Raw genomic sequence first — 24,787 nt, 5'->3', positions numbered from 1 at the left:
CACTATGCCAAACAAAGATCTCTTACTCAAAGCGCTGAAATGCGAGCAAACAGAACGCACACCTTGGGTCCCATTCGTGGGAGTCCATGGTGGCTCACTCGTAGGCGTCGATTCCGAAGCGTATCTAAAATCTTCCGACAAAATCGTCGAAGCGCTAAAGGTCGCCGCCGATCGCTACCGGCCAGACGGCCTCCCAGTCGTGTTCGACCTCCAGCTCGAAGCGGAAATTCTCGGATGCCAACTCAGCTGGGCGAAGGAAACACCTCCCTCCGTTGCGTCCCACCCACTGGATGACGATTACGACATGGACAGTCTTCCAGAATTCTCCGTCGAGAAAGGACGCATCCCACTCGTGCTCGACGCAGTACGTCGTGCGAAGGCGGAACTCGGTGAAGACATCGCCCTCTACGGCCTCCTGACCGGTCCGCTCACCCTCGCTCTTCACTTGCGCGGAGATGACGTCCTACTCGACATGTTCGATGAAGAAGACGAAGTCCCCGAGCTCTTCGACTACTGCGCCGACATCGCAAACCAACTCGTCGACGCCTATATCGAAGCCGGCATCGACGTCGTCGCTGTGGTAGATCCGATGGTCAGCCAAATTGGTCCTGGACACTTCCGCGACTTCGTTGCGAAGCCCCTCAATAAAATCTTCGACCACGTCCGCTCCAAGGGGGCTCTCTCATCGCTCTTCGTCTGCGGAAACGCCACGCGGAACCTCGAAGCGATGTGCGAGACGAACTGTGACAACATCTCAGTCGACGAGAACGTAGATATGGTACAGCTCGCTAAGATCGCTCGAAACGCAGGCAAGTCCTTCGGTGGCAATATGCAGCTCACCGTCGTTCTCCTCCTAGGCGATGCGAACGACGCCAAGCGCGACGCCGTTCGTTGCATGGACCAAGCCGGAGAAGGAAACGGTTTCATCCTCGCCCCTGGGTGCGACCTCCCCTACGCCACGAAACCCGAAAACCTCGAGGCCGTCGCCTCTCTGATTGGAGACAACTACCAAATCGATATTGCCCGCAACCTTCCCGCGAAGGATGCCAACGACTCTTTCGAAGACGTCGTACCACCCGATTACTCAAAGGAAGAAGCCGTCATCGTTGACGTGATCACCTTGGACTCCGCCGGCTGCGCTCCCTGCGCTTACATGGTCAAGGCCGCCCAAGAAGCAGGAAAAGCGTACGGCAAGGCGATCGAAGTTCGTGAACACAAAATCACCGGACGCGATGGACTCGGTTACATGACCAAACTCGGAGCCTCCGCGATTCCAAGTCTTTGCGTCGACGGAAAGGAGCAATTCGCATCCATCATCCCTGAACGTAAAGATCTGGTCGCCCGATTCACCGAAGCCGCCGAAGCAAAATAGGAGGGCAATGCTCCGCTCGCCTCATCAACCACCGTGTCCAAAACTACACTACAAAAGAAACTGCCCATCATCCTCGTAACTGGATTTCTCGGCAGCGGAAAGACAAGCTTCCTGCGAAACCTTGCTGAAAGGCACCCGCAGAAACGCCTGCTCTTCCTCGTCAACGAATTCTCGGAGACAGGTGTAGACGACGCAACCCTCGCAATCACCGGCCGACCGACCCAAAGCGTGGTCGGCGGCAGCCTCTTTTGCGAGTGCAAGGCAGGCGAGTTCGTCAAACTCATGCGGACCCGCGTTCTCTCCGAGCACGAGACAAACGGCCTGCACGCAGTCATCATCGAAACCAGCGGAATCGCCGACCCAGAGGCCATCGGCGTACTCATGGACAACCACGGGCTCAGCGAATACTACGAAGTACAACAAGTAGTCGCCATCGCAGCTCCACAAAAACTTCCCACTCTGCTTGAAAACCTTCCTTCAATCAGAGCTCAGATTCAAACGAGCCAGGTCGTTCTCCTAAACAAAATCGATCTCGCCACCTCAGAGGAAATCGAAACCGCCACAGTGCTCATCGCCGAGTGCAACCCTCAAGCCAAAGTCGCCCAAACAACCTACGGCGACTTCGATCTCGCATTCGAGAGCGTCGCCCCAGAGCTACCCCACGAGGAGCTCTCCACCTGCGACGCGAATCCTTTCTCCACAGAGACTGTCGTGTTCGATGCCCCGATTCCCAAACAAGTCCTGGTCAAATGGCTCGACGACATTCCAAGCTCAATTCTCAGAATAAAAGGTAATATCGAAACGGATACAGGTTGGTTCGACGTTCAACGAACGGTCGATAGCAAGCAGATATCCGAGATAGACAACCAAAACGAATCATCACTCGTCCTCATCTCGCACGACGACGATGAGGAAACGCTCGATACTATCGTAGCAGAACTCGAATCACAGTACGCAAAATGACACCTTTCGAACGCTATCAGCACATGCTCAACGGCGAGCCCGTCGACATCTACCCGCGCACCCCCATCCTGATGCAATACGCCGCTGAACACATCGGCAGCAACTACGGCGCCTTCGCTTCAGACCATCGAGTACTCGTCGAAGCAAACATCGCTTGCGCCAAAGACTTCGACTTCGATCAAGTCAGTTGCATATCAGACCCATACCGGGAAACGTCGGGCTTCGGCGCCGAGATTAAATACCATGAGAACGGAGTGCCCGAGTGCGTGACTCCGCCGCTTGCCGATCTCGACGAGATCGAGGATCTCGAAGAACTAACCATTCCGCAGACCGAAAACAGCGTTCGCATGAAAGACCGCGTCGACGCGATCAAGGCCTACAAAAAACAGCTTGGTGAAACCTATAGCATCCTAGGCTGGGTCGAAGGCCCGGCCGCGCTCGCCGGAGATCTGAGAGGCTTGACCGACTTCCTCATGGACTTGATCGACGAGCCAGAATACTCGGCCCAACTCCTCGACATCTGCACCGATACCTCCATTCAGTTCGCCCTTGAACAAATAAAAGCCGGAGCAGACACCATTGGAATCGGTGACGCAATCTGTAGCCAAATTTCCCCTACGAGTTACGACGAACTGATTTGGTCTCGCCAAAAGCGTCTCGTCGACGCAATCAGGTCCGCCGGAGCAAGCGTCCGTCTCCACATCTGCGGCCAAACCCAACACCTCTGGCCAAAACTCAAGGAGCTCGACATTAACATCTTCGACTGCGACCACATGGTCGATCTCCAATTGGCCAGAGCTACGTTCCCTCCAAAGGTGGTACTCGCCGGAAACCTAGACCCCGTCGGCGACATCCGAAACGGAACCCCAGACGAGATCAAGGCCAAGCTGAATCACTGTATCGACTTAGTAGGTACACAATTCATGGTCAACGCTGGTTGCGAAATACCCTCTGGCACCCCCAAGGAAAACGTCGTCGCTCTCTGCGAGCCAATCACACCGCGATGAGTCACACCGCGACAAACATCGCCCTACTCTCCTGCGACGTCTTCCAGGACGAGATCGAGGCCTACTCGGAAGGAAGCAAACAATTCGCCGAAATCGAAACCCTAGAAATGGGGCTGCACGACAATCCAGACCGACTGCGTTCCGAAATCACCGCCGCCATTTCCCGCATCGAATCGAATCCGGAAGTCGAGACTATACTGCTCGCTTACGGCCTGTGCGGCAACGGCTTGACAGGTATAGAAGCAAATCGCTGCACCCTTGTCATTCCGAGAGCCCACGACTGCATTTCCATACTCCTCGGTGGCATGGCACCGCATCGTGATCAGCTCTTGAAGAATCCTGGTACCTACTTCTACTCACCCGGCTGGATACGGGGCAAAAGAGTTCCCGGTCCGGACCGAGAAAAGCACATCCGCACTCTCTACGCGGAGCGTTTCGAAGACGATGAAGAAATGATCGACGAACTCGTAGACGCCGACCGTGACGCTTTCCGCCACTACAACTGCGCCGCTTACGTCGATATCACCAACAACCAAACAGCTGAAAGCTACTGCAAGTCCTGCGCGCAACACCAAGGCTGGACCTACAAACGCATGAACGGCAACCCTGCCATGCTGCAGGACTTGCTGTCCGGCAACTGGGATCCAAGTCGCTATCTGCACGTCCCGCCGGGCAAGCGGATCGTGGCGGGCGATTCGGATGAAGTTTTCCAAATCGAGGGATGAGCGATCGATTCATCACAGTCGAAACGCCGGAGGGAAGAAGCTCAAAACTTCGTATCACCGGTTCAGATACAAACGAAAACCTTAGCGCAACCCTCGCAAACGCGAAGCTCGCTCTCAATACGAGATGTGGCGAGCGCGGCATCTGTCGCGGGTGCCAAGTCTCTTGCACCTCTGAATCAGCAAACGAGAGCGTCACCCTAAGAAGCTGCCAAACCCTTACCGCCGAACTCCCAGCGGACCTGCTCTCAATCCAGATCCCAAACAGCTCCTGGCCAGACCAGAGTTTGCTCGGTGTCAGTCACTTCGAAATTCGTCCAAGCGACAAACAACTCTATACAAACGGAAAAGGACTCGGCCTCGCGATCGACATCGGAACCACAACCCTGGCAGGAGCCCTCTGGGATCTGAGCAACAATACTTGCCTCGCCCACGCTTCGCTCGCCAATCCCCAACGTCGCTATGGAGACAACGTGCTCTCGCGCATCAGCTACTCCATTGAGACTGAAAACGGTATCCAAAATCTGCAGAGCTCCCTGATAAAAAAGGGTATCGCTCCCTTAATTCGCACCCTCTGCAAAAGCGCGAGTCGTGACATTTCCGAACTTGGACAAGCCTACGCAGCCGGAAACCCAGTCATGCTTCACACCCTTGCCGGCCAATCTTTGAAAGGCCTAAGCACCTACCCGTTCAAACCGGCATTTTTGGACCCACAGGAACTCGAGGCCGAACCGCTCGGCCTAGCGATTCCATGCTCGCTCCAGCTCCTTCCGTCCTTCGGCCCCTTCGTGGGAGCCGACATACTCGCAGGAGCGCTCGCGGCCAGTTTTCACACCACCCAAACGCCCTCGCTCCTGATCGACTTCGGCACCAATGGGGAGATCCTGCTCAAATATGAAACAGGATACTTCGCCACCGCCACAGCAGCCGGTCCTGCCTTCGAAGGGGGACGCCTCAGTTGCGGGGCAAGCGCCGGAGAGGGCATCATTTCTTCCCTTACATTTCAAAACAACGCCTGGAGCTACACCCTCTGCTCAGGCGAGCCGGACTCGCCCGCACGCGGTATCTCCGGCGCGGCTTACGTCGATTTCATCGCGGACGCTCTCGCGAATGATCTCATAAACGAGTTCGGGCGTTTCGACCGTGAACACCCTTGCACACACATCCGAACAGACGGCGATGACAAAGAGGCCATTGTCAAAATATGCGAAGACGTCTGGATCAGCGAAGCAGATGTCGCTGAGATCATGCAGGCCAAAGCGGCGATCGGAGCCGGAATCAGTGTCCTGCTCGAAAAGGCGGATATCGAAGTCGATGATCTGAATTCTATTTTTGTGGCCGGCGGTTTCGGGTATTTCCTAAATCCGAAAAACGCAGTCGCCATCGGTCTGCTCCCCTCTGTCCGAGAGGAAAAAATCGAAACAATCGGCAACGCCTGCCTCGGCGGACTTTCCGCCATTCTTCAGTCGGACTATTCAACGGAGATTGAGACCCTTCGCTCCCAATGCGAGACCGTTGAGCTCAACCTCATTCCCTCCTTTAAAGACCACTTCACCGACTGCCTTCTTCTCGAACCCATTGAGTAGACCGAGAAATGCGTCGGAGCATCTTTGGCTCAAGATATCTTATTCGATACAGATCATCCCCCTTCTCCTTCGCTTTTCTCACCTAAAGACACGAACCAACCATGTCACTTCTGCTCCTCCAACGGGGTTACGGACGGAATCGCGATACAATCGTCGAGGTGAAGACGAAGCCTCCCTCAAAGTTTGACAAGCCACACACGATCACGATTCTAGCTCCTCCATTCCAAATGTCGTTTCGCACATGACCTTGCACCGCAATTGCGCATAAGTTTGCACTTTGCGGCTTTTTTGTACCCATTTTCTGGTGATTTCTCCCCCATCAATTGCGCATGAATTTGCACGAAACGACATTATTGCACACAAGCTTGCACAGCGTTATTTGCACACAAGCTTGCACTGAGATTTATTGCACAAGAGATCGCACCTTGTAACCATAAGTTGAGTACAATTTGAAAACAATTTTGCACAACGTTCTAGAACATCGGCTTTTAATCGATAACACTATTTCAAATATTCAAGTCGAGACAATGCCAACGCCAGTGAATTCCGCATGATCCGTTGACGGTGCGAATATCTCCATGAAGTGAGGTAAACATCTGACACACCTGAAAGGCATTGGTGATCGGCTTAGAACGAGAAGAGGTTCAAGTAAAACTGAGCAAGAGGTATTCTCTCATCTGTATATTCACATATGTGGAATCTTAATTTTAAGATCGCATTTTTACGACTGGCATCTGCTATCCCCCCGACTCTCCATAAGAATTCCACACTCCCCGAAAACAATCTTGCCGCTTCTTCCTTTAGTAACGAAACGAGGGGTACCTGTATGCTGCGAGCGATAGACTTTAATACGGTTCCCTTACTCACGCTCCTCAGCCGAACCGCACTACCTTCCTGCCATCCGAGTTCTCTCGGGTTCATTTCCTGAAAAGCATCGGGATCTTCTTATTCGTCTCGAACACACTTTCCTAGCACAGGAAAACTTTAGGCAGGTATTTGAAAACAAAAGAAGCATCCACAATTTGAATACACCTCTAAAAACAGACAAATACCCTGTAACGGTGCCAGTCGGACCGTAAAGGCTGAGCGAGTTCGCCCTAAGCAGCTTATAGTGCAGCGAGCGCCAAAACCGTTTGTAAGTGCGATAAGATCGAGTCATCGGCAATAAGCATCCCCTTCCCAAAACCTAGAGAATCTTCTCAAGGAGGTATTCAACGACCGTATTCCAATCCGCATACCGACAAGAGCCAAACTGAATTAACTGTCCCTTAAATCCTTCCTGCTCCTTCCCTGAAACATGATCATCAATGAGGTAATCGCCAATGAGCAAAAACTTGTTCGGACATATTATCAGTTTCTTCGTGAACTGGTAGCCGAAATGTTTTTCGATCCAGATCCGCTTTTCACTATAGCAAGCCGGATTTCGTGTTGATGGGGCAGTTAGAACATAAAGGTCAGAGTGCTTCCTTAGTTTGTTGACCGCCTTAATAGCTCCATCAATCGGTGGCAGATCGGAAAAGAATCCCGGAACACTTTGCGGATACTCTATTTCCAGCCGCAATCGCAACGCTTCAAAGTAAGAGCCAGAGTAGTCGCACATCACGCCGTCCATATCAACATAGACGATCTTTCTCGATCGCGATTCCGTATCCAATGAACAATCCGCTCCTTCAATCGTTTCTAGCAGCCCCTGCAAGTTATGATCCAGGGGCCATCGTCCCAAGGCTTTCTCAAGAACCTGCTTTGCCTTCTCGCCCTTTCCTTGTTTCCATAGTCCGGTAGCGAGCCCTAGGTAAACCAGTGGTTCTTCATTTCGACCACTCGCGATAAGCTCCCCGCTGTATGCCACCATCTCCGCCCACCGCTCGAGCATCCGATAGCAGTCGATCCGTACAAGTTTAGCCCCATGCAAATCCTCCGCTTCCTCAGCGCTGAGCGTCAGAAGATCCTGCAGCACCTGCTCGAACAATTCCGGATCGTTGAGTTTATGGGCCTCAGTTTGAGCCTTCTTAATTTTGAGTAGATTCTCTGTCATATTGTTACGTGCACAGCCGACTGCGAGCGAGTACCGCCGGAGCCTGTTTCAAACGCTGTCTAGAATGAGGCCATACTACATCAAACGGTTAGACATCCGCCGTCCTACACCCAGCTTCGCGCTAATTTTGATCGTAGGAGCTTTACGAAACCAGAACGGGGCAAGAGGTAGAGTTCAGCAAACAGAGAGTCTCCCTAGTCGAGATTACGAGAGTTGTGCCACTTGAATCATCGAACTGTCCCTTTATGCATATCGCAGCGCCTCGACTTCCCTAGCTACCGTTACCCGAGACCTAACCCCGAGCTAGAAAACCGATCAACAACGTAGCATGCCCACTAAAGCGAATTCAGCCCTAAAAAGTGAACCCGAGCCTTTCCAAGAACTTTTAGAACCGAACCGAACGCCCCAACAGACTCTCCACTCTATACCCCCGCCAATGTCCTAGGCCCTTTCGTATTGTAATACTCCATACGCTCTAGATCGCACTATAGCTAGAGCCTCGATAAAAAGCAATCGGCCCACACGAAAAATCCAAAACGCAACCCCAATCAAAATCCGAACTCAGCATGTCTACTAAATCCGGAATCACACATGGCTCGGGGTTCTACCTCTACAAAGAATGCTTCGAGGATGATCGCATCTACCTTCGCCTCGAAAAACCCCAGTTCGAAGCCACTCCGGACGAACTGACGCTTTCCATCCCGATCGAGATTTGGGAACATATTCGCCATTACAAAGCAATGGAGACTCCCTACGCTAAGCTCTCGAACGCAGAGTTGGATACAATGGCCAAAGTGCTCGCCAAGCAAGCGAGAGAGGCTTCCCGCAAGGAGGGACGTGAGAGGATCTTTGGAGCGCTCAACCCGCTAACAGTGAACACTGAAGAACTAAGCGAAGAAAACGCTATCGCAGAAATCGCATCGCGCTTACGCAAGCAACGAGACAAAGAGCGAGCTCTTCTGGATAAAATCGAGTCTTTCGCTCAAACAGACAATTCTAGCGAATGACTCCCACAGCGTCACCAACGACCGGAAGGAAACGCCCTTCCTAGTCTTCGGGCAAAACACCGCGACGTCGAAGGTCGTCCTCCTCTTCCTGGGTCAGCGGTACATCTATGGTGGCATCTTCTTCAGGAGTATCTTCCCGCTCGAGCATCTCAATGAGAGCTGGGTCGACCACCTCGGACGTGCTGCAGAACTTCATGTAGTACTCCTCCGTTTTTTCTATCGGATTAACGTACCTCTTGTCACCCGGAGAAATGCTACTGAAGCCGACTCCTGCCTCTATCGCGTCAGGATCTTCTTCGTTTAGCCAATAACAGTAACTCCCGTCCGGGCGATAAGACCAGTGACACCCCTCGTGACTTTGCACACCTTGGCATTTACCGCCCAATAGGCTATCGTCAGAACATTGGCGTTCCCATACGGTCTTCCACCATTTCCCGTCTCTGTCTTTGAGGTAGTTGATCCTTCCTTCGTCCGAGCTCGTGACAAAAATCTCCTCCTTTCCAAATTGAGGTCAATCGTAGCCTTGGGATCAAATGCCATCCCGGGAGTCACCTCGCCTGGATACCCCCTTTGGTTCGAAAAAATCCGACTTCTGCATACTTTCCGTTTTGCTGGGCACTGTCTCAGAAACAGTGTTTTTTCTATTCACTGGAAAAGCAATTCTTTCATTTATTAATTGATAATAAGCTATTTAAACTATTCACTTTTCTAGTCAAATGGGATCAAAGCACACAGATAAGATAGAACGCCTGCTCTCCACTAGAGGCTCCCTATCCGCTGCGGACATCGCTAGAGAGCTTGAGGTGAGTCAACCAACAGTATCCCGCGTGCTAAAAGCCTCTTCCAACGTGTTACGCATCGGGCAAACCCGCGGCGCCCGCTACGCCTTGCCACGAGCCCTCAGTGGTGACGAAACGAGCTGGAAACTCTATCATGTCGATACCGATGGCCAAGCCCAAGTGGCAGGAACGCTCCACGCCCTCCATCAAGGAGAGTTCTTCCTCGAGCCCAATTGGATAGACGAAAATTTCGCATACCTTCTCACCGGCGAGGACCACCCTCAGTTGTTTCCTGACCTCCCTTGGTTTCTTGAAGACATGCGCCCGCAAGGCTATCTCGGGCGTCTACTCACCCATACCCATGGACCAACCCTCGGAATAGGAACAAACCCAGAGAACTGGACCATAGACGAGTCCGTAAAGGCTATCCTAGCCTACGGCGAAGACACTCCTGGCAATTTCATACTAGGCGGGCAGGCGATTGATTCCTTTCTGGATAAGCGCAGCCGCTCAGAGTTCATAGACGAGCCGGACCGAAGGGAGCATTACGACCTGATTGCCGACCACATCACCAATGACGGCGAACTTCCCAACTCCTCCGCTGGTGGCGAACAACCAAAGTTCACGACTTGCATTCGCGATCCGAAAGACAGATTCCGGCATGCCATCGTCAAATTCTCAGGCCCACTTCAGACCGACGCTGGCCGACGCTGGTACGACTTGCTAGCCGCGGAAGCCCTCGCCTCCGAGGAACTGGCAAACATCGGCTTTCCGACCGCTCGCTCTCAGTTCATAGAATCCGACCAACGAGCCTACCTCGAGGTAGAACGCTTCGATCGTTCAGGGCGCTACGGTCGCATCGCCACCCTCTCCCTCCGCTCACTTATCGCCGGGCTGGGCGGCGAACTCGAACAACGCTGGAGCGGAGCCTGTCAGACCCTCGTAAGACAAGGCTGGCTCAGCCAAGCCGACGCCGACCGAGCAGCCACCTACGAGCACTTCGGGCGGCTCATCGGAAACTCCGACATGCACCTAGGAAACCTGAGCGTCTTTCTCTCACCTGAGCTTCCGCTTACACTTTGCCCCGTCTACGATATGCTCCCTATGCGCTACGCTCCACATCGTAGTGGCGATCTCCCTACAACTCCCATTGAAGTGCGTCCACCCCGACCCGAAGAAAGACCCCAGTGGCTCCCAGCAGCCCAAGCCGCAAGTCGCTTTTGGAGCAGATTCGAAGAGAAGACTCACTCATCGTCCACCCTACGAGAGACCGCTCGGACAAACCTGGGAAGGATCACATCAATCCTATCAGCTCTAAGCTGAAATAAGCCAGAGTACCCAGTACGCACAGACTACTTGCACTTGCACGATGCCCAGGAACGATCGTGACTTGAAAAAGCCCCAGCCACAAGCGCTAGATCGTCCGGACCAGTAACGTTTTCATGGTGGCGAAGAGATGTAGTGGTAATGCGGTTACATGCTCCAGGTTCACGAAAGTTTTTCGATACGCAGCACGCACCCTTTGGATCCTGATTCGATACCAATATGCAGACCACGTTTGGGGACAAAGGCATACTTGACCGGCATTCGTGAATTTCGTAATTATCGTAACGTGAAGCGGGTTGGTCGAAACTGGTGAACTGCTGGAAACATTCTGCGACTACTGCGGGAAACAAACGAAAGCCAGCACGCTATCGGGCAGTATTGGACTGCTGCTTCAACTGCGACGCCAAACTCAACAAGTATTGCGAGCATCCACCCGAAACACTCGGTCAGTACGAACGTTCCCATAGGAGCTTCAACAACAGAAAATACTATGTATCGGCAACGAGGTCCGTAGGAGAAATGCTAGCCTACACCGGAGACACAGCGACTTTCTGCTTCGGCAAGGCGTTATACGCTCATTTCAGATTCTTCAACCTGAACAGTGGACGAGAGCAAAGCCAGAGTCTCGGAGTATCGACATCATGTATCCGTTCCTGGCTGCGCGACAGCACACTGCCAAAAATCGACGAGTTTCTTAACGTGCTCTATCGCTTCAACGTGAAGCCAATCGAATTCCTCACCCAACGACATTTAGAAATCGGATCAAGCGGACAGACGACTCTTCCATTCGAAGTAGCAAACCAACCCGCGAAAAGGAGGAGCAAAACTGAGCTAAACCACGAAAGAACGGAAGAACTTCTCACCAAAGCCCTTTCGAGCAGAGTTTATTCTCGAATGTCATTCAGGTCGTTCTGCAAAAACGATCTGAAACAATCCCACGGGGCCGTCAGAAACAGATTCCCGGAAATCGCGAAAGAGTTCAGCTCGAAACACCTCCACTACAGGGATGCCCGATGCCGAGTATCAAAAGCGGGAATCGAAGCGGAAATACGCGAAGCTGCTAAATGGTGTCGCGAACAAGGCATGCCAACGAACAAGCGAAACATGATCCATTTCTTAAAAAAACCAGGGATATTCAGAGGCGAATGGACAAATGAGCTAGTGAGCACTCTACAGAACAGCACCTAGCACTCTACCCCCGGTGAAAAGTGGCCTTCCTATCTCGAATATTTGACGCGTTTCCACGCCGACTTCCCTCAGGACAAGAACAAGGGCTAGAAACGAATCAATCACAACTCTTGGCTTGCAGTAGCTAGATTTATCGCCATCCAGCTTACTCACCATCACCAGTTGTTGTTTGCACATAAGTTTGCACTCGCGAAAATTGCACATGAGCTTGCACTTAGTGCCAACTTATGTGCAAAACGACAACATGACTAGGCGGGCCTGTAGCTCAGTTGGTTAGAGCAGTGGACTCATAAGGTAAACCACTGAAAATCAACACCTTGATCTTTAGTTATCTGGAGCGATCTTCAGTCGAGAACACCCACTTTTCGAGCAAAAAGTTTTTGTCCTGAAAATGCTCAAATAGTCCCATTTTTTTTGGCCGGGTTACATTTCAGGGTTACAAAAACCGATTCGTATCCACTTTTTGGGCACTATCACAAAAGCAATCCTTTCGGGGCCACTTTTCGAGATGGTTTGCACCAATTCCATAGGCTTTAAACCACCTATTTTGCCGAAAACAGCTTCAAAAGTGGATATCCATTCCACTGCTATGATCAAAAGTCCCAAAAACTTAATCCAAAGGGTGAAATGCTCTTGAGGATACTTCAGGAATCTCGTGTGTTGTTTCGCACTTCACACCAACTCAAAGATATGTCAGAAAACTCCTTCGCTGCATCCATAGGTCCAGAATTCAACATCACCATTAGCGGTCTTCCAGAAAGTGATGCGTTAAATTTGGTGGGATCGCTAACCACCGAAGGAAGCAAAAAAGTCAGCGCCGAATTCGATCGAGATTTGTTGGCCCCAATTTGCGCTTTGGTCACAGAAAAATTATTCAGCTACGGCCTACCCCTCTCTGAGTTTAATGTAACTGGCGACGACTACACAACCTGCAGCAAAGATGGAGATACGGTTTGCTTCTACACAGGAATGGGCGTTCTGCACGAATCGGAAGAAGCCTACGAGATTGCGTCCAAAGTCTTGTACTCAAGCGAATTCGAATCGAAATTTTGCGAAAGAGTGAAGGAGGTCGTTTTTGACCTTCTGAAAACACGATCCAATTCGATAAAGATCGCAAACATTGAAGTGGAGATCGACGGGATAGGAGAGAGCTAGAGTTCAAACCACCATATTAAAAAGCAAAGTTTGACCCATATTTCATGACGCTCTTTTGAGTGCATTTTCCTTTAACGATCTTGGGCGATTCGTTTCGCACCTTCTCAGTTTTGGAAACACGATGGAAGCTTCTTTGGGATGACATGCGCATCTCTATCACGATGCTTCTCTTCGCTGCAAAACTTGCACTTCATATTATTTTCTTCGAACGGCCACTCTAACGCTAGCCATTGCCGCCTGACACACCTCACTGACCTATTTCAGTTTTTTTCCTTTTAGCCTCAGCTCCATTTCGATTCGAGCCTGCTCCAACTTCAGATGAAAGGTCTCCTGAATGTCTTCGTCGTAAAAAATCGGGATGATGCTTTTGTTTAAGGTTCTATAGCACTTGAGAACTGCGTCGACAGGCTCTATGTCGAAATGCTCTTTCTCGATTCTGCACCTGGCCAATTTCTCATGAATCTTCTTTTCATGCTTCTTTAAATTGTCACTTGGAAAAATGGCAATAGGCACAAACCTACCGGCCACTCCTGTAGAGTTCAGTTGCTTGATTCTCTGTTCAACTGATTTTGTGGTAATGCCGATTTTGACGCCACGTTGGTTTGGATTCGAAACAACGTAAACGACTCCAGACACTTGGGATACGGAGAAAGGATCGTCCTTACAATCTGGGCACTCACCTACGATGTTGCCGTTGTGAATTAGAACGCTAACTTCCGTGGCACAATGCCGACAGACTCCTTTGATTTCGTAGATCATTTGTTGTATTTTGCCCAACGCCGAGCTTAAGCAGCGGGGCTTGCCGACGTTGTCTGCTGTGCATTTTTAGCTTTAGTACTCATTCTCAAAGCGAAATAGATCGTCTTTTAGTTCCTTCATCAACTGGTCCCTCAAGATGCGCATCGATTGATCTGCTACTCCATGTTCAATAGCTTCGCTGTATTGCCTTTTGTCTAGAGCGTTAGGTGCCTTACCTTTCAGCTTCAATATGTCGAATGTACATCTCCGCAATTCTTCAGCGTGATAACCAATGAACTGTCGATGAAGAAGGAGTTGAAAGAAGATCTCCCTCGATTCTTCATCTTGAAACAGATTGTCCCAGTTCAGATTCTTTGAATTTTTTATTCTTAGTATTTCAGCATACTGGGTGAGTTTTATTTCCTCGGTTTCCGCCGCCATGCTATCAAGCCACGATTTATGCTCGAGCGCTTTTTCTTCAAGTAGTCTGATTTTGCGTTTAGTGAACATTCTTCATTTAGCAACGACTAGCTCAGGCGGTGAGTGCTTGCGCTCGTTGCCTGAAGAGCCTTGCTCTCACCTATATTTTTGAATACGGTATCACACATATTCTCTCTGTTATTAACGACGTTAGTTGGTACAGGAACTGACTTGGGAGAAGTGCAATTGCTTCGGTCAAAATTGCCCTTTGGGTTCCTTTCATGATAACTTCGACTTCCGAAGGCCTATACCTAGCAACAGTTCCGGCATAGAACATAGCTATGAGTGAGTACGCTAGATGATGAAAATCAGCATCTCTCAAGTTCAAGTAGTATTTGTATCCAGAGGGGGTCAGCAACGAAGAGATGCTGAAGGAATGGTACTCTTTCAGTATGTTGCAATAGACTCGGTTCCAGTTCTCGCTAGATAGTTTTTTTCTTTTTTTGCTTCTGTGGTAAACGCGTCCGTTTTCTGAGACTGGATCCAAAAAGTAATCTTTTCTGTTCCCTTTTAGAATTCTGTGAATGGGGGTCCGTTTCTCGTCTTCTTTGCGGTAAGACAAGAGCGTGAATAGCCACTTGTGGTCATCACTCGTACGCACATCGATTTCCACGGGTATGAACCGTTGCTTCTGACTTCCAGCAAATCCAAGTTCGTGGCAAATCGAATGAAGCTCTGGAATGTTCAGGCAGGCATCGATAACTCCGATGGTGGATGTTCTCGTTGTAGGAGAGCCAAGCTCTCGAGCGAACTCGTAAAAGATGCTCTTCCCTGACTTTGGTCGGTGTTGGATACTGACTTTATGTTGTTCTCCGTGTGGCAGTGACAATCCGTGGTGTTCCTGCGTTGTTTCCAACTCAACACCTCGAACAGAAACAAACGCTTTCACCAAGTTTAGCATACCATAGTAGGAAAGCGTTCCTTTCGTTGGTAGTGAGGCACCCGACGCAGCCTTGTAAAAATCCTCCGCTAGATTGGCGTAGTAATTCGCTCTTGTGAAACACTGCCTGTTAGTGCCTCTGCTAGCTTCTGCCTTGTCTCTCAAGTAAGAATGCAAATATGACCACGGATCGGCTGTAAGCATCTTTCTCTCATCTGCCTTCGTTTGAATATGCCGAAATTCTACCTTCGCATAGTTCAGGCGCGCTGGCTTTCCTAGGTCTGGTGATTTAGCCATCTATTTTTTTGATAACGTCGAGTACTTGCGCTCGCTGCCTGAAACGTCTGTTCGAGTCACTTCTTTTCCATTTCGTTAAGATATCGCTTGGTGACAACATCGCTTTGTATCCAGTTTATGGTCAGAGAAACTAATCTCTTAAGGTCTGACGAGTCGTGACTCGTCCAACGTCTTTCGTAGTGAGTTTCATCGTTACCAAGCCATGCTGCTCTTTCGGCGCAGGCTTTAACGTTAGGGTCGGTCACTCTGCTGGCTATAACGTTCCCAAGAAATTCTTTCTTTATCTTTTCTTCGTCGCTCGGTGAAAGATGTATGCAGTAATCCTTGATCAGAAACTCTAAGGCTTTGCGGAGTCCCATACCGTGTATGTCCTCTAGGCCTAGTTCTTCAGCTTGTAACGCTTGAGAATACAGCTCTTCGAAAGAACTCGAGATGTCAGATATCTCTTCTGGAACGGGGTATCTCTTTTCTTTAAAAGGATATGATCCTCTGACCGTGTACGGCGCGCTTAACCCTATCTCTTTTTTGTACTCGGTGATAAATAATGAGCCGCATGAGTTGCGCGGACATCGATAGACGAACTGCAAAATCTCTGGTCGGCGAGAATACTCTCCGCAGCACATGTAGCCATCGGTAATTTCCTCCATTTTTCCAGCATGGTGGCATACAGGGCATGTGTCGGGTCCTAAGCCCATCTCTATTCGCTCATGTGTTTCGCTACCGTTTGGGAGGAGTATCTTCATTGCTTTGTTTTCTTCTTCGAACGAGTGATTCAGTGATTAGTCCGATACCATCCGAAAAGGGTGCATTCTCAAGCTAGAACCTAGCGACAATACCTAAAAACCGAACTTCATTAGTCGCATATAACGCCAAATGGGAAGAGATGAGAATATCCAAGAACAATTTGTAGTTTCTTTACGTATACACGTGTATATACCCCACGGGTAAACACTTCTCCCAATGGACAGTTATTGACCATATAAACAAGGAAAGGGCCGGAGCGGCGAACCGCCCCGGCCTTACGAACCGCCCGAAGTACCACAGACTAAGCAGCCTCGGATTCCATGACTTCTGCTGATGTAACGCTTAAACGATTCTGATACACCTTTGAGCGAAGTATCTTGAGCGTGATAGGCTTGAACTTCTCGTGACTCGGAAACTCGAGAACCTCCAAGCCCTCCAACTTCAGTCCTTCGACTTCGGATGGGTCGACATACTGCGTCCAAGAGAGCAACTCCCCATCATATGCGATGTCGTGCGAGATCATCACGCTAACGCGACCATCGTCTTTGCTTTTGAAGGCTCGTGCTTTTGAGCCGATTACCGTCCCCCTAAGATAGAGACCATCATTTTCGATTATTTGGTGAGTATTCATAATATGTAATTTTCTAATTGTTTTGGATTGTTGATACAGAAACGGGCATTTCCTAGATACCTGCCTTCTTTGGCAGCGGAGAGGGCTTCCTTGCCCGCCATTTCTGAATAGGGTTGATTGAGTTTTATTTGCTTGTAGCGTTTTAGCTGATCCTTGAGGACGGCCGTCTTTTCCCAAATTTTCAGCCGTTCCCCGATGGTCGTTTTTGTTTTTCTATCGGAGCCACCCTTAGCGTTTTTCTTCTTCGCAGAGGGTGGCTTCGTTCGCTTTCGGTAGAACCCCCGGGAAGCCTGAAATATTCGAATTCTCTCTCGGCCCCTCACCCACTCAGGAATCTCTCCGGACTTCGTCACGTACTTAAGAAGGTACCGAAAGTCCTCATTCGAGATGCGTGCCACGTTTGTCCTCCCGTAGTTCCAAAGCTTGTTTAGGAGACCACCAGGCAAGAATCGCTTGCTTAGGAAGATGCTGTGGAAGTGAGGCCAACCGTTCTCGTGGAACTCGAGCTTAACACAGTATGGTTTATCCACCTTGTACTGCTTACCCTCCCACTTCACACCGCGGCGGAGCTTATGGAAGATTCGCCTCAACTTATCGCGTGCCTTGTCAAACGCCGCTTCCGGCTCGCTGAAGAGCTTGGGATCGACAGTAAAGGTAAGGAATAAGCATCCCCCTACGTCGGGCAGACGAGGCTCTAGATCAGCCAGCACCTTACGAATACCAACGGGGCAGAACCAAGAACGAGGAACGTATGGAGAAAGCTCTCCAATTGCCTGAGCATTCGATCTATCGTCTGTGATCTCAACCTCAACCCGGGCGTCCTTCTCGTCGAATAGAGAAACCGCCGGACTCACAGGAAACTCCCTCCATTGTCACTGGTTTCAGCGAGAAAACGCTCGATCTCGCGAACCGAATACAAAGGTCGGCGGGTCGCTCGTGATGGTTTGAGCAGTCCTCTCTTGGCGAGACGATCAATAGTGATCGGGGTTACACCCAACGCCCGAGCGGCTTCTGTTCTTGTGTATGCGAGGCGAACCTCGCGTTGACTGTTATTATCTCTTGTGGACATGCCCCAGAGAATAGGGGCAAATCGCAAATCTCGGAAGGGAGGAAGAGCTAACCGAGCACTTCCTCCGCCCACTTCATCCTCCGCCCCCCATTGGACAAAACCATCCCACCACGACACCCAGCATCAAACCACTTCAGAACCTCCCTCGCCTTATTCCGTTGCTCACGCAGTTTTCTTTTAACAGAATCTTTGTCACCACCTTCCGGGTACAAATTCAGATATCGCTCCCAACTTCCCCCGCTTGCCTCAAACCGCCTCAATACTCCAAGCCATTCCAACGCATACCTTTTGTTGTATCCAAGAGGCTCTCCACCTATACCTTTCAAAAGACTCGATTTACTAAACGACGATTCCAACTCCTTCGGCCAGTGAACCTTCAGCTGCTCAATAATCTGCGAAACAACAGCTGCTGCATTGAGACTAGTAGGAACCTTAAGCAGGTAGTGCTGAGCACTCTCGCACTCATCTGCATGGTAGCGTAGACCATCCTCACCGACACAACCGAAAGCTTCCTTTGCTTCGTCCCATTCAATCGTTGGCGACTGTCCCTTTGATAACTTATGCAAGCTAACTACCGGCTCAAACTCTCCCTTTAGGCCGCTTAAGAAATGTTCTTCTCCAAAGGCATCGACGGATCTAACCCCAAACCTTGGGAAACTCTCTGAAAAATGAGTAACGAACTGCAGAGCACTAAAATACGGTAAAGACCGAATCTCCTCACAACGTGCCTTGAGCTCGCTAGGGATCGGCTTCGTAATCCAATTCGCCGGCTCAGATTCAAGCAGCACCGCAAACCGCTCTTTCGTTGGCTCAGACTGTCTCGCATACTCCCAAAAGAAAGCGGCACTTACGGCATCGTCCGAAATGTCGGTAAAATCCCATTCGGACCTCGGTAAAGGCATCGGTCTATCGATTGCGGGCGTTCGGTTTTTCATCGGTCAAATTTGTCGTTCTCAGTCGGTTCAGAAGGGGCATATATCGTTTTCCACCGGTTTTTCGGTCGAAAGAACCGGCAACCGGTCACACCATCAACCGGGCCATTTCCCGGGAGTGAGAATTTCGCAAATGTCCGTAGGTTTCGGATACGAGCTTGCCGCCATCGTTATGACCGACCCATTCGGCGATTACTTTGAAGTCGATGCTCTTTTCTATCGCATTGCTCACAAAAAAGTGCCGCATGCAATGGTGACCGAATTTCGGCAAACCCGCTTTTCGGCAAGCGGTAGCGAGGGCCTTTTTCGCCGAATCGATCCGAATAATTCGAGAAGTCGGTTTCGGAACGGCAATCGGTCCGCCGCTACGTTTCGATACCGAACCGACGACCGCTCCCGTTTCGATCATTTCTTCCAGAAAACCGCGCATAACCGGGAAAAGCGGAACGACACGGCTCTCGCCGTTCTTAGTTCCGATATCGCCGCCGGAAACGGTGAACAATTCCCGTTCAAAATCGATTTCACCCCAAACGATACGAGTCGCTTCACCGACCCGCATTCCCGAAAACGCGAGCAAACGAACGAGGCTAATCGCCGGTCGAACACGCTTATCCTTCTTTGCCATCTGTTCGAGGGTAGAAACGAGAGTCTCGAACTCGGTCATACTCGGAACGACTATCGCTTTCTTCCGCTGCTTGATCGGTTTGAGCGATTCAGCGGGATTCGACAAAACGATACCGATATCGATCGCATAATCGAAAATCCGCTTCAACACCTGCAACTCGTAGTTAAACGATCTGGCCCCTACCGATTTGCTCCGAACCGTCGCCCAACGCTCGCAATCCATCCTATTGACCTTCGCAACCCCAAGCCCCCTAAAAACCTCTTCGAGTCTCGCTACACACCGCTCGTAACGTAAGGCCGTGGAGGGCTTTAGAGGAGCGTTTGTGATCTTCAGCCAACGCATAGCCAGCTCCTCAAAAAGCATCTTCCGGTCCTCAACCTTGGTCGTCAGCTTACCTGCATTTGCTCGAAACTTCTTGAGTCGTCTTTCCGCTAATTTTCGGTCTTGTGTTTTCAGTGAACGCCTAATTTGCTTCCCGCCTCTTTTCACGAGAGCGAAGTAGGTTCCAGACGATTCGTTTAGGTACAGGCATTCGGCGACTTTTTTCATTTCGCAGGGTGTTTTCGAAAGTTGAGAATTCCGGGTTACAAATCCGGGTTACAATGATCGGTATTTAAGCAGAAAACTTAAGACCTAAGTCATTATCTCTCAGTGATTTGGGCCTGTAGCTCAGTTGGTTAGAGCAGTGGACTCATAATCCATTGGTCCTCGGTTCGAGTCCGAGCGGGCCTACCAATTTCCGGGATTCGGCTGTTCCTAGAAGGAACTCCGAACAAGATGATCGCCCTCTCGTGGCGAATTCGGTTTTCTCGACTCCTGGCCAATTCGCCTTTGTCTCCCTCTTTCACGGAGAGACGTCTTTCGGCTCTCCCCACTCCTCGATGAAAAACAGCGACCCACTCAAAGCCCCCGCGCTCTCCGGATTTCTATTGGCCCAGCAAAAGCCGCTCGGCTGGTTCCACTTCTGGCGCACCGTCAGCGTACTTTCGACTGTCCCATTCCCCCTCATCACCCAGTACATCGTCGACCATTCAATACCAAATCGAGACATGGTCGAAATGCTACTGTATTGTGGATACGGTGCCGCGCTCATAGCCGTCCACTACGGCGTCATGGTCTTTGCACTACGGATTCTCTCCGAAAAAGTGCAGCTCATCATGGTGCGTCTGCGGTCCCGCATCTTTCGGAAGCTACAGTTCATGCACTTCGGATTTCTTGATCGCACCCAAACCGGAAGACTGCTCAGCAAGTACGCCTTCGACACCCAAAACATCGAAGGAGCCATCATCCCCATTCTCACTTCCATCATACCGGAAGTGGTACGCTCAGTAGCCCTCATCGCCGCGCTGATCTGGATCAACCCCTGGAATGCCGCGTTCGTCGCGGCAACGATCCCCATCTTCGCTTTCATCCGCTTCAGATTCGCTCGCAAGATCGAACGCACGAACAGGGAAGTCCGCCTCGCTCGCGAACGCCTCACCGGCAAAGCCAGCGAGTACATATCCGCATTGAAGTTGGTTCGCGGATACGGACAAGAACCGCAAGCTCAGGATGTGCTGGACCATGCGAGCGACGCCTACTCAAACTCACGCCAGGGGCAAATGATGGTCAACCAAGGGATGAACGTCGTCGTCTTCAGCATGCACTCCGCGATTAACATTCTCGCAGTCTGCTTCGGCGCCTATCTCGTTATCAAAGGCAACATGAGCCTCGGCGCCTTGATCGCGCTCGTGGGCGCCCTCCCGGTTATCCTTACCCCCATAAACCTCTTCGCGCAATTCAACATCCAGTACCTACTGGCAGCCGAAAGCTACAACAGCATCAAAGAGCTCATCGACTCGGACTACGTCGAGCAATGGCAAGGCGAGGAACGCCCCGAAAAAATCAAAGGCCAGGTCAAGTTCCAAGACGTCTCGTTCAGCTACCAAGAAGACGGCCCCCCCACCCTCTCGCATATAAATCTCACCATCTCAAAAGGAGAAAGCGTCGCCTTCGTCGGTCCAAGCGGTTCCGGAAAAAGCACCCTCGTAAACCTCCTCCTCGGCCTCTACGCGCCCACCAGAGGCGAGATCCTCATCGACGGTACCGCTCAAGCGAGCATCGATATGCGCCACCTCCGCCAGCAGTGCGCCATCGTCATGCAAGACAGCATCCTGCTCTCCGGAACGATCCTCGACAACATCCGTTTCGGACGCCCAGAAGCCTCCGAAGCAGACGCAATCGAAGCGGCCAAAAAAGCAAACGCATGGGAGTTCATCTCCCAACTCCCCGAAGGCCTGCAGACCCGAGTCGGCGAACGAGGAGCCAGCCTCTCTGGAGGTCAACGCCAGCGCGTTGCCATCGCCCGCGCCATCCTGCGCGATCCCGCAATTCTCGTCCTCGACGAAGCGACAAGCGCCCTCGACAACGAAAGCGAACGCCTCGTCCAAAAGGCCCTTGAAACACTCTCGGCCGGGCGCACCACCATAACCATCGCCCACCGCCTTAGCACCATTCGCAGCGCCGATCGCATCGTAGTCGTCGAGCGGGGTCGAATCGTTGAAACCGGGACCTACGACGAACTCTCCGCCATCTCTGGCAGCAAATTCCAGGAACTCCTTCAAGCGCAAGGGTAACTTCAACTGTAGGTCGCCGCGCCGAGCATTGGCGTCAACCCTCACTCATTCGTGAGAGCGCTAGTAATTGGCGATACCGCTAGCGTTCGCTCCATTTCGCCCTACCTTCTGGGAAACACCCCTTTCCCATGAAAATCCTCAGGCTTCTTCCCGCGCTCTTTGGCATCCCTCTCAGTGCCCAGCTTCAACTCAACGAACTCGAGTACCTCGAGATGCCCGGCCTCAACGTCATGCTCGCCCATGACTACTATCCCGAAGGCCACCAAGGAGGCGTCAGCATTATCCAGAACGGACTGCGCGTAGCCACCAATGGCGACCTCCGCCTCAATCGCACCCCCGGTCAATGGGATCCCATTCCCGCCAAGATAGGCGAACGCAAAGTCGACCCCCAATCAGGCGCAATCTCATGCCGCTTCAAGTTCCCCGACGACTCCAAAAACAGGAAAGGATTCAACCCGATCGAGTATCCAGATCTCGAATTCAGCTACACTCTCACCATCCAGCCAGACGAAGAAGCGGCCTTTTTGGTAACCGTCGATCTTGATGAGAAGCTCCCCGCCGCATGGGATGGCAAAGTCTCATTCATGCTGGAGCTCTTCCCAGGGTTCCTATTCGGAAAATCCTTCATCATGGAAGGCAACCACTCCGGACTCTTTCCAAGACAAGCCAATGGTCCCGGACGCTACGATGAGAACGGCACCTACCAGATAGAAGCCCTTGCCCAAGGAAACGCCCTTTCCATCGCCCCTGAGTCGGACCAGCAACGACTCATCATCGAACGCAAGCTCGGCAGTGAACTCGAACTCGTCGACGGACGTGGGCTTCACGACAACGGCTGGTTTATCGTGCGAGCGACCCTCGAAAAAGGAGCGAAAAAAAAAGCGCTACAATGGAAGATCACCCCAAACGTAATCGAAAATTGGATATCCGAACCAGTCATCCAAGTATCTCAAGTCGGCTACCATCCAAGCCAACAAAAATTCGCGGTCATCGAACTCGACAAGAACGACGCCAACCGCCCGAAGCTCACCCTCAACCGCCTGCAAACGAATGGCACCCTTAACCCCGTAGAGAACACAAGTATCGAGGACTGGGGACACTTCCTTCGCTTTGACTACCTTCGCCTCGACTTCACCCAAGTAAAAGAACCGGGCACCTACATCGTTACGTACGGCGAGCAACGAAGCCGCCCTTTCCGTATCGCAGCTGACGTCTTCACCCGGCACGTCTGGCAGCCCACCCTCGAGTACTTTCTGCCCGCCCAAATGTGCCACATACGCGTCAACGACCGGTACCGCGTCTGGCACGGAGCTTGCCATCTAGATGACGCCCGAATGGCCCCGCTCGACCACAACCACTTCGACGGCTATATCCAAGGATCAGATACGCGAACAAGCTACCAACCAGGAGACAACGTTCCCGGACTAAACCGCGGGGGATGGCATGACGCGGGCGACGATGACCTGCGAATCGAATCCCAAGCAGGCACTCTAGTCGGACTCGTACAAACCTACGAAGCCTTCGGCGAGCTGTACGACAACACGACCATCGACCAAGAAACCCTGACCGTTGAAGTTCACCACCCCGACGGGAAAGCCGACATCCTTCAACAAATCGAGCACGGAGCCCTCTCCGTGGCTGCAGGGTACCGCGAACTAGGCGTCCTCTATCGCGGCATCATAAACCCGACTCTCAGACAATACGTTATGCTCGGCGACACCGCCAACATGACCGACAATAGTCCCTTCGACTCCTCCATATCCGATTCCCGGATACCAGAAATCGGCCAAGGCATCACTGGATCTCCCGACGACCGCTGGGTCTTCACAACTCGCAATTCCGCTCGCCACGAAATCATAGGAGCTAGCGGACTAGCAGCCGCCGCTCGTGCTCTAGCCGAGCACAATCCAGATCTCGCTCAAGAATGCCGAGACTTCTCTATCAGACTGTGGGAGGAAATCGAAACCGACAACCCAAGCGTCAAAATCCCGCTCGCGATCGAACTGCTTCTCCTCACCCAGGAGCGCAAATACGCCAGCTTCCTCACAGAAAATAGCGAAGCGATCACCAGTGAATTCAGCCGATACGGATGGCAAGCATGTCGGATCCTCGAAAAAATCGACGATCCAGAGTTTCGCCAAAGCTTTCGCTCCGCAGCTGAAAAGCACGCAAAAACGATCACCGAAGCGGAAGCGAAGACTCCCTACGGCGTTCCCTATGAGCCTGGCATCTGGGGTGCAGGATGGGGCATCCAAAGCTTCGGGGCTAAACAATACTACCTCCATACAACCTACCCCGATCTCTTCTCAAAAGACCTCATGCTAAACGCCCTGAACTTCGTACTCGGCTGTCACCCCGGCTCAAACACCGCCTCCTTCGTATCAGGAGTCGGCTCTGAGTCAGTGATCGTCGCCTACGGACTTAATAGAGGCGACTGGTCTTACATCCCCGGAGGAAGCGCTTCTGGAACTGCCTTAATTCGCCCCGACTACCCAGAGCTCCTCACTTGGCCCTTCTTGTGGCAACAAACCGAATACGTTCTAGGCGGTGGCACAACCGACTACCTGTTCCTCGCCCAAGCTGCGGACCACCTTCTCAACCAACCGTAGCGCTGTGCTTTAGCCCGCGTCCGCGAC

22 protein-coding genes and 1 tRNA gene are annotated in these 24,787 nt (G+C 51.5%); 12 read left to right on the top strand and 11 right to left on the bottom strand.

Translation table 11 applies throughout. From position 1 onward, the window contains the following. Positions 1–4 precede the first annotated feature (4 nt). The 5 genes from JIN87_RS01965 to JIN87_RS01945 are packed head-to-tail and all read left to right on the top strand — an operon-like array spanning position 5 to position 5,650. Positions 5–1,372, top strand: a complete 1,368-nt coding sequence (locus JIN87_RS01965) for a uroporphyrinogen decarboxylase family protein (RefSeq protein ID WP_200353829.1) — start codon at positions 5–7, stop codon at positions 1,370–1,372. Between the two features lie 33 nt (positions 1,373–1,405). After that, entirely contained in the window at positions 1,406–2,335 is a 930-nt protein-coding gene (locus JIN87_RS01960) for a CobW family GTP-binding protein (protein WP_200353828.1), read from the top strand. Next, positions 2,332–3,342: a uroporphyrinogen decarboxylase family protein gene (locus tag JIN87_RS01955; RefSeq protein WP_200353827.1), complete on the top strand. Its 1,011-nt coding sequence runs from the start codon at positions 2,332–2,334 to the stop codon at positions 3,340–3,342. Before JIN87_RS01960 ends, JIN87_RS01955 begins: the two co-directional genes overlap by 4 nt. Then, positions 3,339–4,067, top strand: a complete 729-nt coding sequence (locus JIN87_RS01950; protein ID WP_200353826.1) for a DUF1638 domain-containing protein — start codon at positions 3,339–3,341, stop codon at positions 4,065–4,067. Before JIN87_RS01955 ends, JIN87_RS01950 begins: the two co-directional genes overlap by 4 nt. Beyond that, positions 4,064–5,650 (top strand): ASKHA domain-containing protein, encoded by a 1,587-nt coding sequence (locus JIN87_RS01945; protein ID WP_200353825.1) that lies wholly within the window; start codon positions 4,064–4,066, stop codon positions 5,648–5,650. Before JIN87_RS01950 ends, JIN87_RS01945 begins: the two co-directional genes overlap by 4 nt. A gap of 1,186 nt (positions 5,651–6,836) precedes the next feature. On the opposite strand, the gene JIN87_RS01940 is transcribed toward JIN87_RS01945, so the two are convergent. Beyond that, complete coding sequence (locus JIN87_RS01940) at positions 6,837–7,685, bottom strand: 5' nucleotidase, NT5C type (RefSeq protein WP_200353824.1); 849 nt, start codon at positions 7,683–7,685, stop codon at positions 6,837–6,839. A gap of 566 nt (positions 7,686–8,251) precedes the next feature. On the opposite strand from JIN87_RS01940, the gene JIN87_RS01935 reads away from it, so the two are divergent. Beyond that, a complete protein-coding gene (locus JIN87_RS01935; protein ID WP_200353823.1) occupies positions 8,252–8,692 on the top strand; it encodes a hypothetical protein in 441 nt (146 codons plus the stop codon). Positions 8,693–8,732: 40 nt separating this feature from the next. Here the strand turns inward: JIN87_RS01935 and JIN87_RS01930 are convergent, their stop codons facing one another. Continuing rightward, complete coding sequence (locus JIN87_RS01930; RefSeq protein ID WP_200353822.1) at positions 8,733–9,056, bottom strand: hypothetical protein; 324 nt, start codon at positions 9,054–9,056, stop codon at positions 8,733–8,735. A gap of 352 nt (positions 9,057–9,408) precedes the next feature. Here JIN87_RS01930 and yjjJ point away from each other — a divergent pair, with 352 nt between their 5' ends. The 3 genes from yjjJ to JIN87_RS01915 all read left to right on the top strand — a co-directional run bounded on the left by yjjJ (position 9,409) and on the right by JIN87_RS01915 (position 13,140). Next, entirely contained in the window at positions 9,409–10,794 is a 1,386-nt protein-coding gene (yjjJ, locus tag JIN87_RS01925; RefSeq protein WP_200353821.1) for a type II toxin-antitoxin system HipA family toxin YjjJ, read from the top strand. A 522-nt stretch (positions 10,795–11,316) separates the two neighbouring features. Then, positions 11,317–11,985, top strand: a complete 669-nt coding sequence (locus JIN87_RS01920) for a hypothetical protein (RefSeq protein ID WP_200353820.1) — start codon at positions 11,317–11,319, stop codon at positions 11,983–11,985. A 690-nt stretch (positions 11,986–12,675) separates the two neighbouring features. After that, positions 12,676–13,140: a hypothetical protein gene (locus JIN87_RS01915; RefSeq protein WP_200353819.1), complete on the top strand. Its 465-nt coding sequence runs from the start codon at positions 12,676–12,678 to the stop codon at positions 13,138–13,140. Between the two features lie 255 nt (positions 13,141–13,395). Here the strand turns inward: JIN87_RS01915 and JIN87_RS01910 are convergent, their stop codons facing one another. From JIN87_RS01910 to JIN87_RS01870, 9 genes are all read right to left on the bottom strand, one after another. Continuing rightward, positions 13,396–13,899 carry a GIY-YIG nuclease family protein gene (locus JIN87_RS01910; protein ID WP_200353818.1) on the bottom strand — a complete coding sequence of 168 codons (504 nt, stop codon included), beginning with the start codon at positions 13,897–13,899 and terminating at the stop codon, positions 13,396–13,398. 72 nt (positions 13,900–13,971) lie between these two features. Then, positions 13,972–14,388: a hypothetical protein gene (locus tag JIN87_RS01905; RefSeq protein WP_200353817.1), complete on the bottom strand. Its 417-nt coding sequence runs from the start codon at positions 14,386–14,388 to the stop codon at positions 13,972–13,974. Between the two features lie 70 nt (positions 14,389–14,458). Beyond that, a complete protein-coding gene (locus JIN87_RS01900) occupies positions 14,459–15,535 on the bottom strand; it encodes a YaaC family protein (RefSeq protein ID WP_200353816.1) in 1,077 nt (358 codons plus the stop codon). A gap of 56 nt (positions 15,536–15,591) precedes the next feature. Next, positions 15,592–16,278 (bottom strand): DUF4145 domain-containing protein, encoded by a 687-nt coding sequence (locus JIN87_RS01895; protein WP_200353815.1) that lies wholly within the window; start codon positions 16,276–16,278, stop codon positions 15,592–15,594. A gap of 302 nt (positions 16,279–16,580) precedes the next feature. Then, positions 16,581–16,910: a hypothetical protein gene (locus JIN87_RS01890; protein WP_200353814.1), complete on the bottom strand. Its 330-nt coding sequence runs from the start codon at positions 16,908–16,910 to the stop codon at positions 16,581–16,583. Continuing rightward, on the bottom strand, positions 16,907–17,764 hold the full coding sequence (locus JIN87_RS01885) for a rolling circle replication-associated protein (RefSeq protein WP_200353813.1): 858 nt from the start codon (positions 17,762–17,764) through the stop codon (positions 16,907–16,909). Before JIN87_RS01885 ends, JIN87_RS01890 begins: the two co-directional genes overlap by 4 nt. Further along, entirely contained in the window at positions 17,761–17,979 is a 219-nt protein-coding gene (locus tag JIN87_RS01880) for a helix-turn-helix domain-containing protein (RefSeq protein ID WP_200353812.1), read from the bottom strand. The genes JIN87_RS01885 and JIN87_RS01880 overlap by 4 nt, the downstream gene beginning before the upstream one ends. A 47-nt stretch (positions 17,980–18,026) precedes the next feature. Beyond that, a complete protein-coding gene (locus tag JIN87_RS01875; RefSeq protein ID WP_200353811.1) occupies positions 18,027–18,881 on the bottom strand; it encodes a hypothetical protein in 855 nt (284 codons plus the stop codon). A gap of 118 nt (positions 18,882–18,999) precedes the next feature. Continuing rightward, positions 19,000–20,085, bottom strand: a complete 1,086-nt coding sequence (locus JIN87_RS01870; protein WP_200353810.1) for a tyrosine-type recombinase/integrase — start codon at positions 20,083–20,085, stop codon at positions 19,000–19,002. Between the two features lie 109 nt (positions 20,086–20,194). On the opposite strand from JIN87_RS01870, the gene JIN87_RS01865 reads away from it, so the two are divergent. The 3 genes from JIN87_RS01865 to JIN87_RS01855 all read left to right on the top strand — a co-directional run bounded on the left by JIN87_RS01865 (position 20,195) and on the right by JIN87_RS01855 (position 24,760). Continuing rightward, positions 20,195–20,271 (top strand) — tRNA-Ile (locus JIN87_RS01865). A gap of 146 nt (positions 20,272–20,417) precedes the next feature. After that, positions 20,418–22,151, top strand: a complete 1,734-nt coding sequence (locus tag JIN87_RS01860) for an ABC transporter ATP-binding protein (RefSeq protein ID WP_200353809.1) — start codon at positions 20,418–20,420, stop codon at positions 22,149–22,151. 128 nt (positions 22,152–22,279) lie between these two features. Next, the gene (locus JIN87_RS01855; protein WP_200353808.1) at positions 22,280–24,760 is read left to right on the top strand and encodes a glycoside hydrolase family 9 protein; all 2,481 of its coding nucleotides are present in this window, start codon (positions 22,280–22,282) and stop codon (positions 24,758–24,760) included. Positions 24,761–24,787 lie beyond the last annotated feature (27 nt).

The sequence above is a fragment of the Pelagicoccus mobilis genome (assembly GCF_016595505.1).
GTDB lineage: Bacteria > Verrucomicrobiota > Verrucomicrobiia > Opitutales > Opitutaceae > Pelagicoccus > Pelagicoccus mobilis.
Note: the sequence above shows the minus strand (reverse complement) of the source record. Positions and strands in the feature narration are given on the sequence as shown.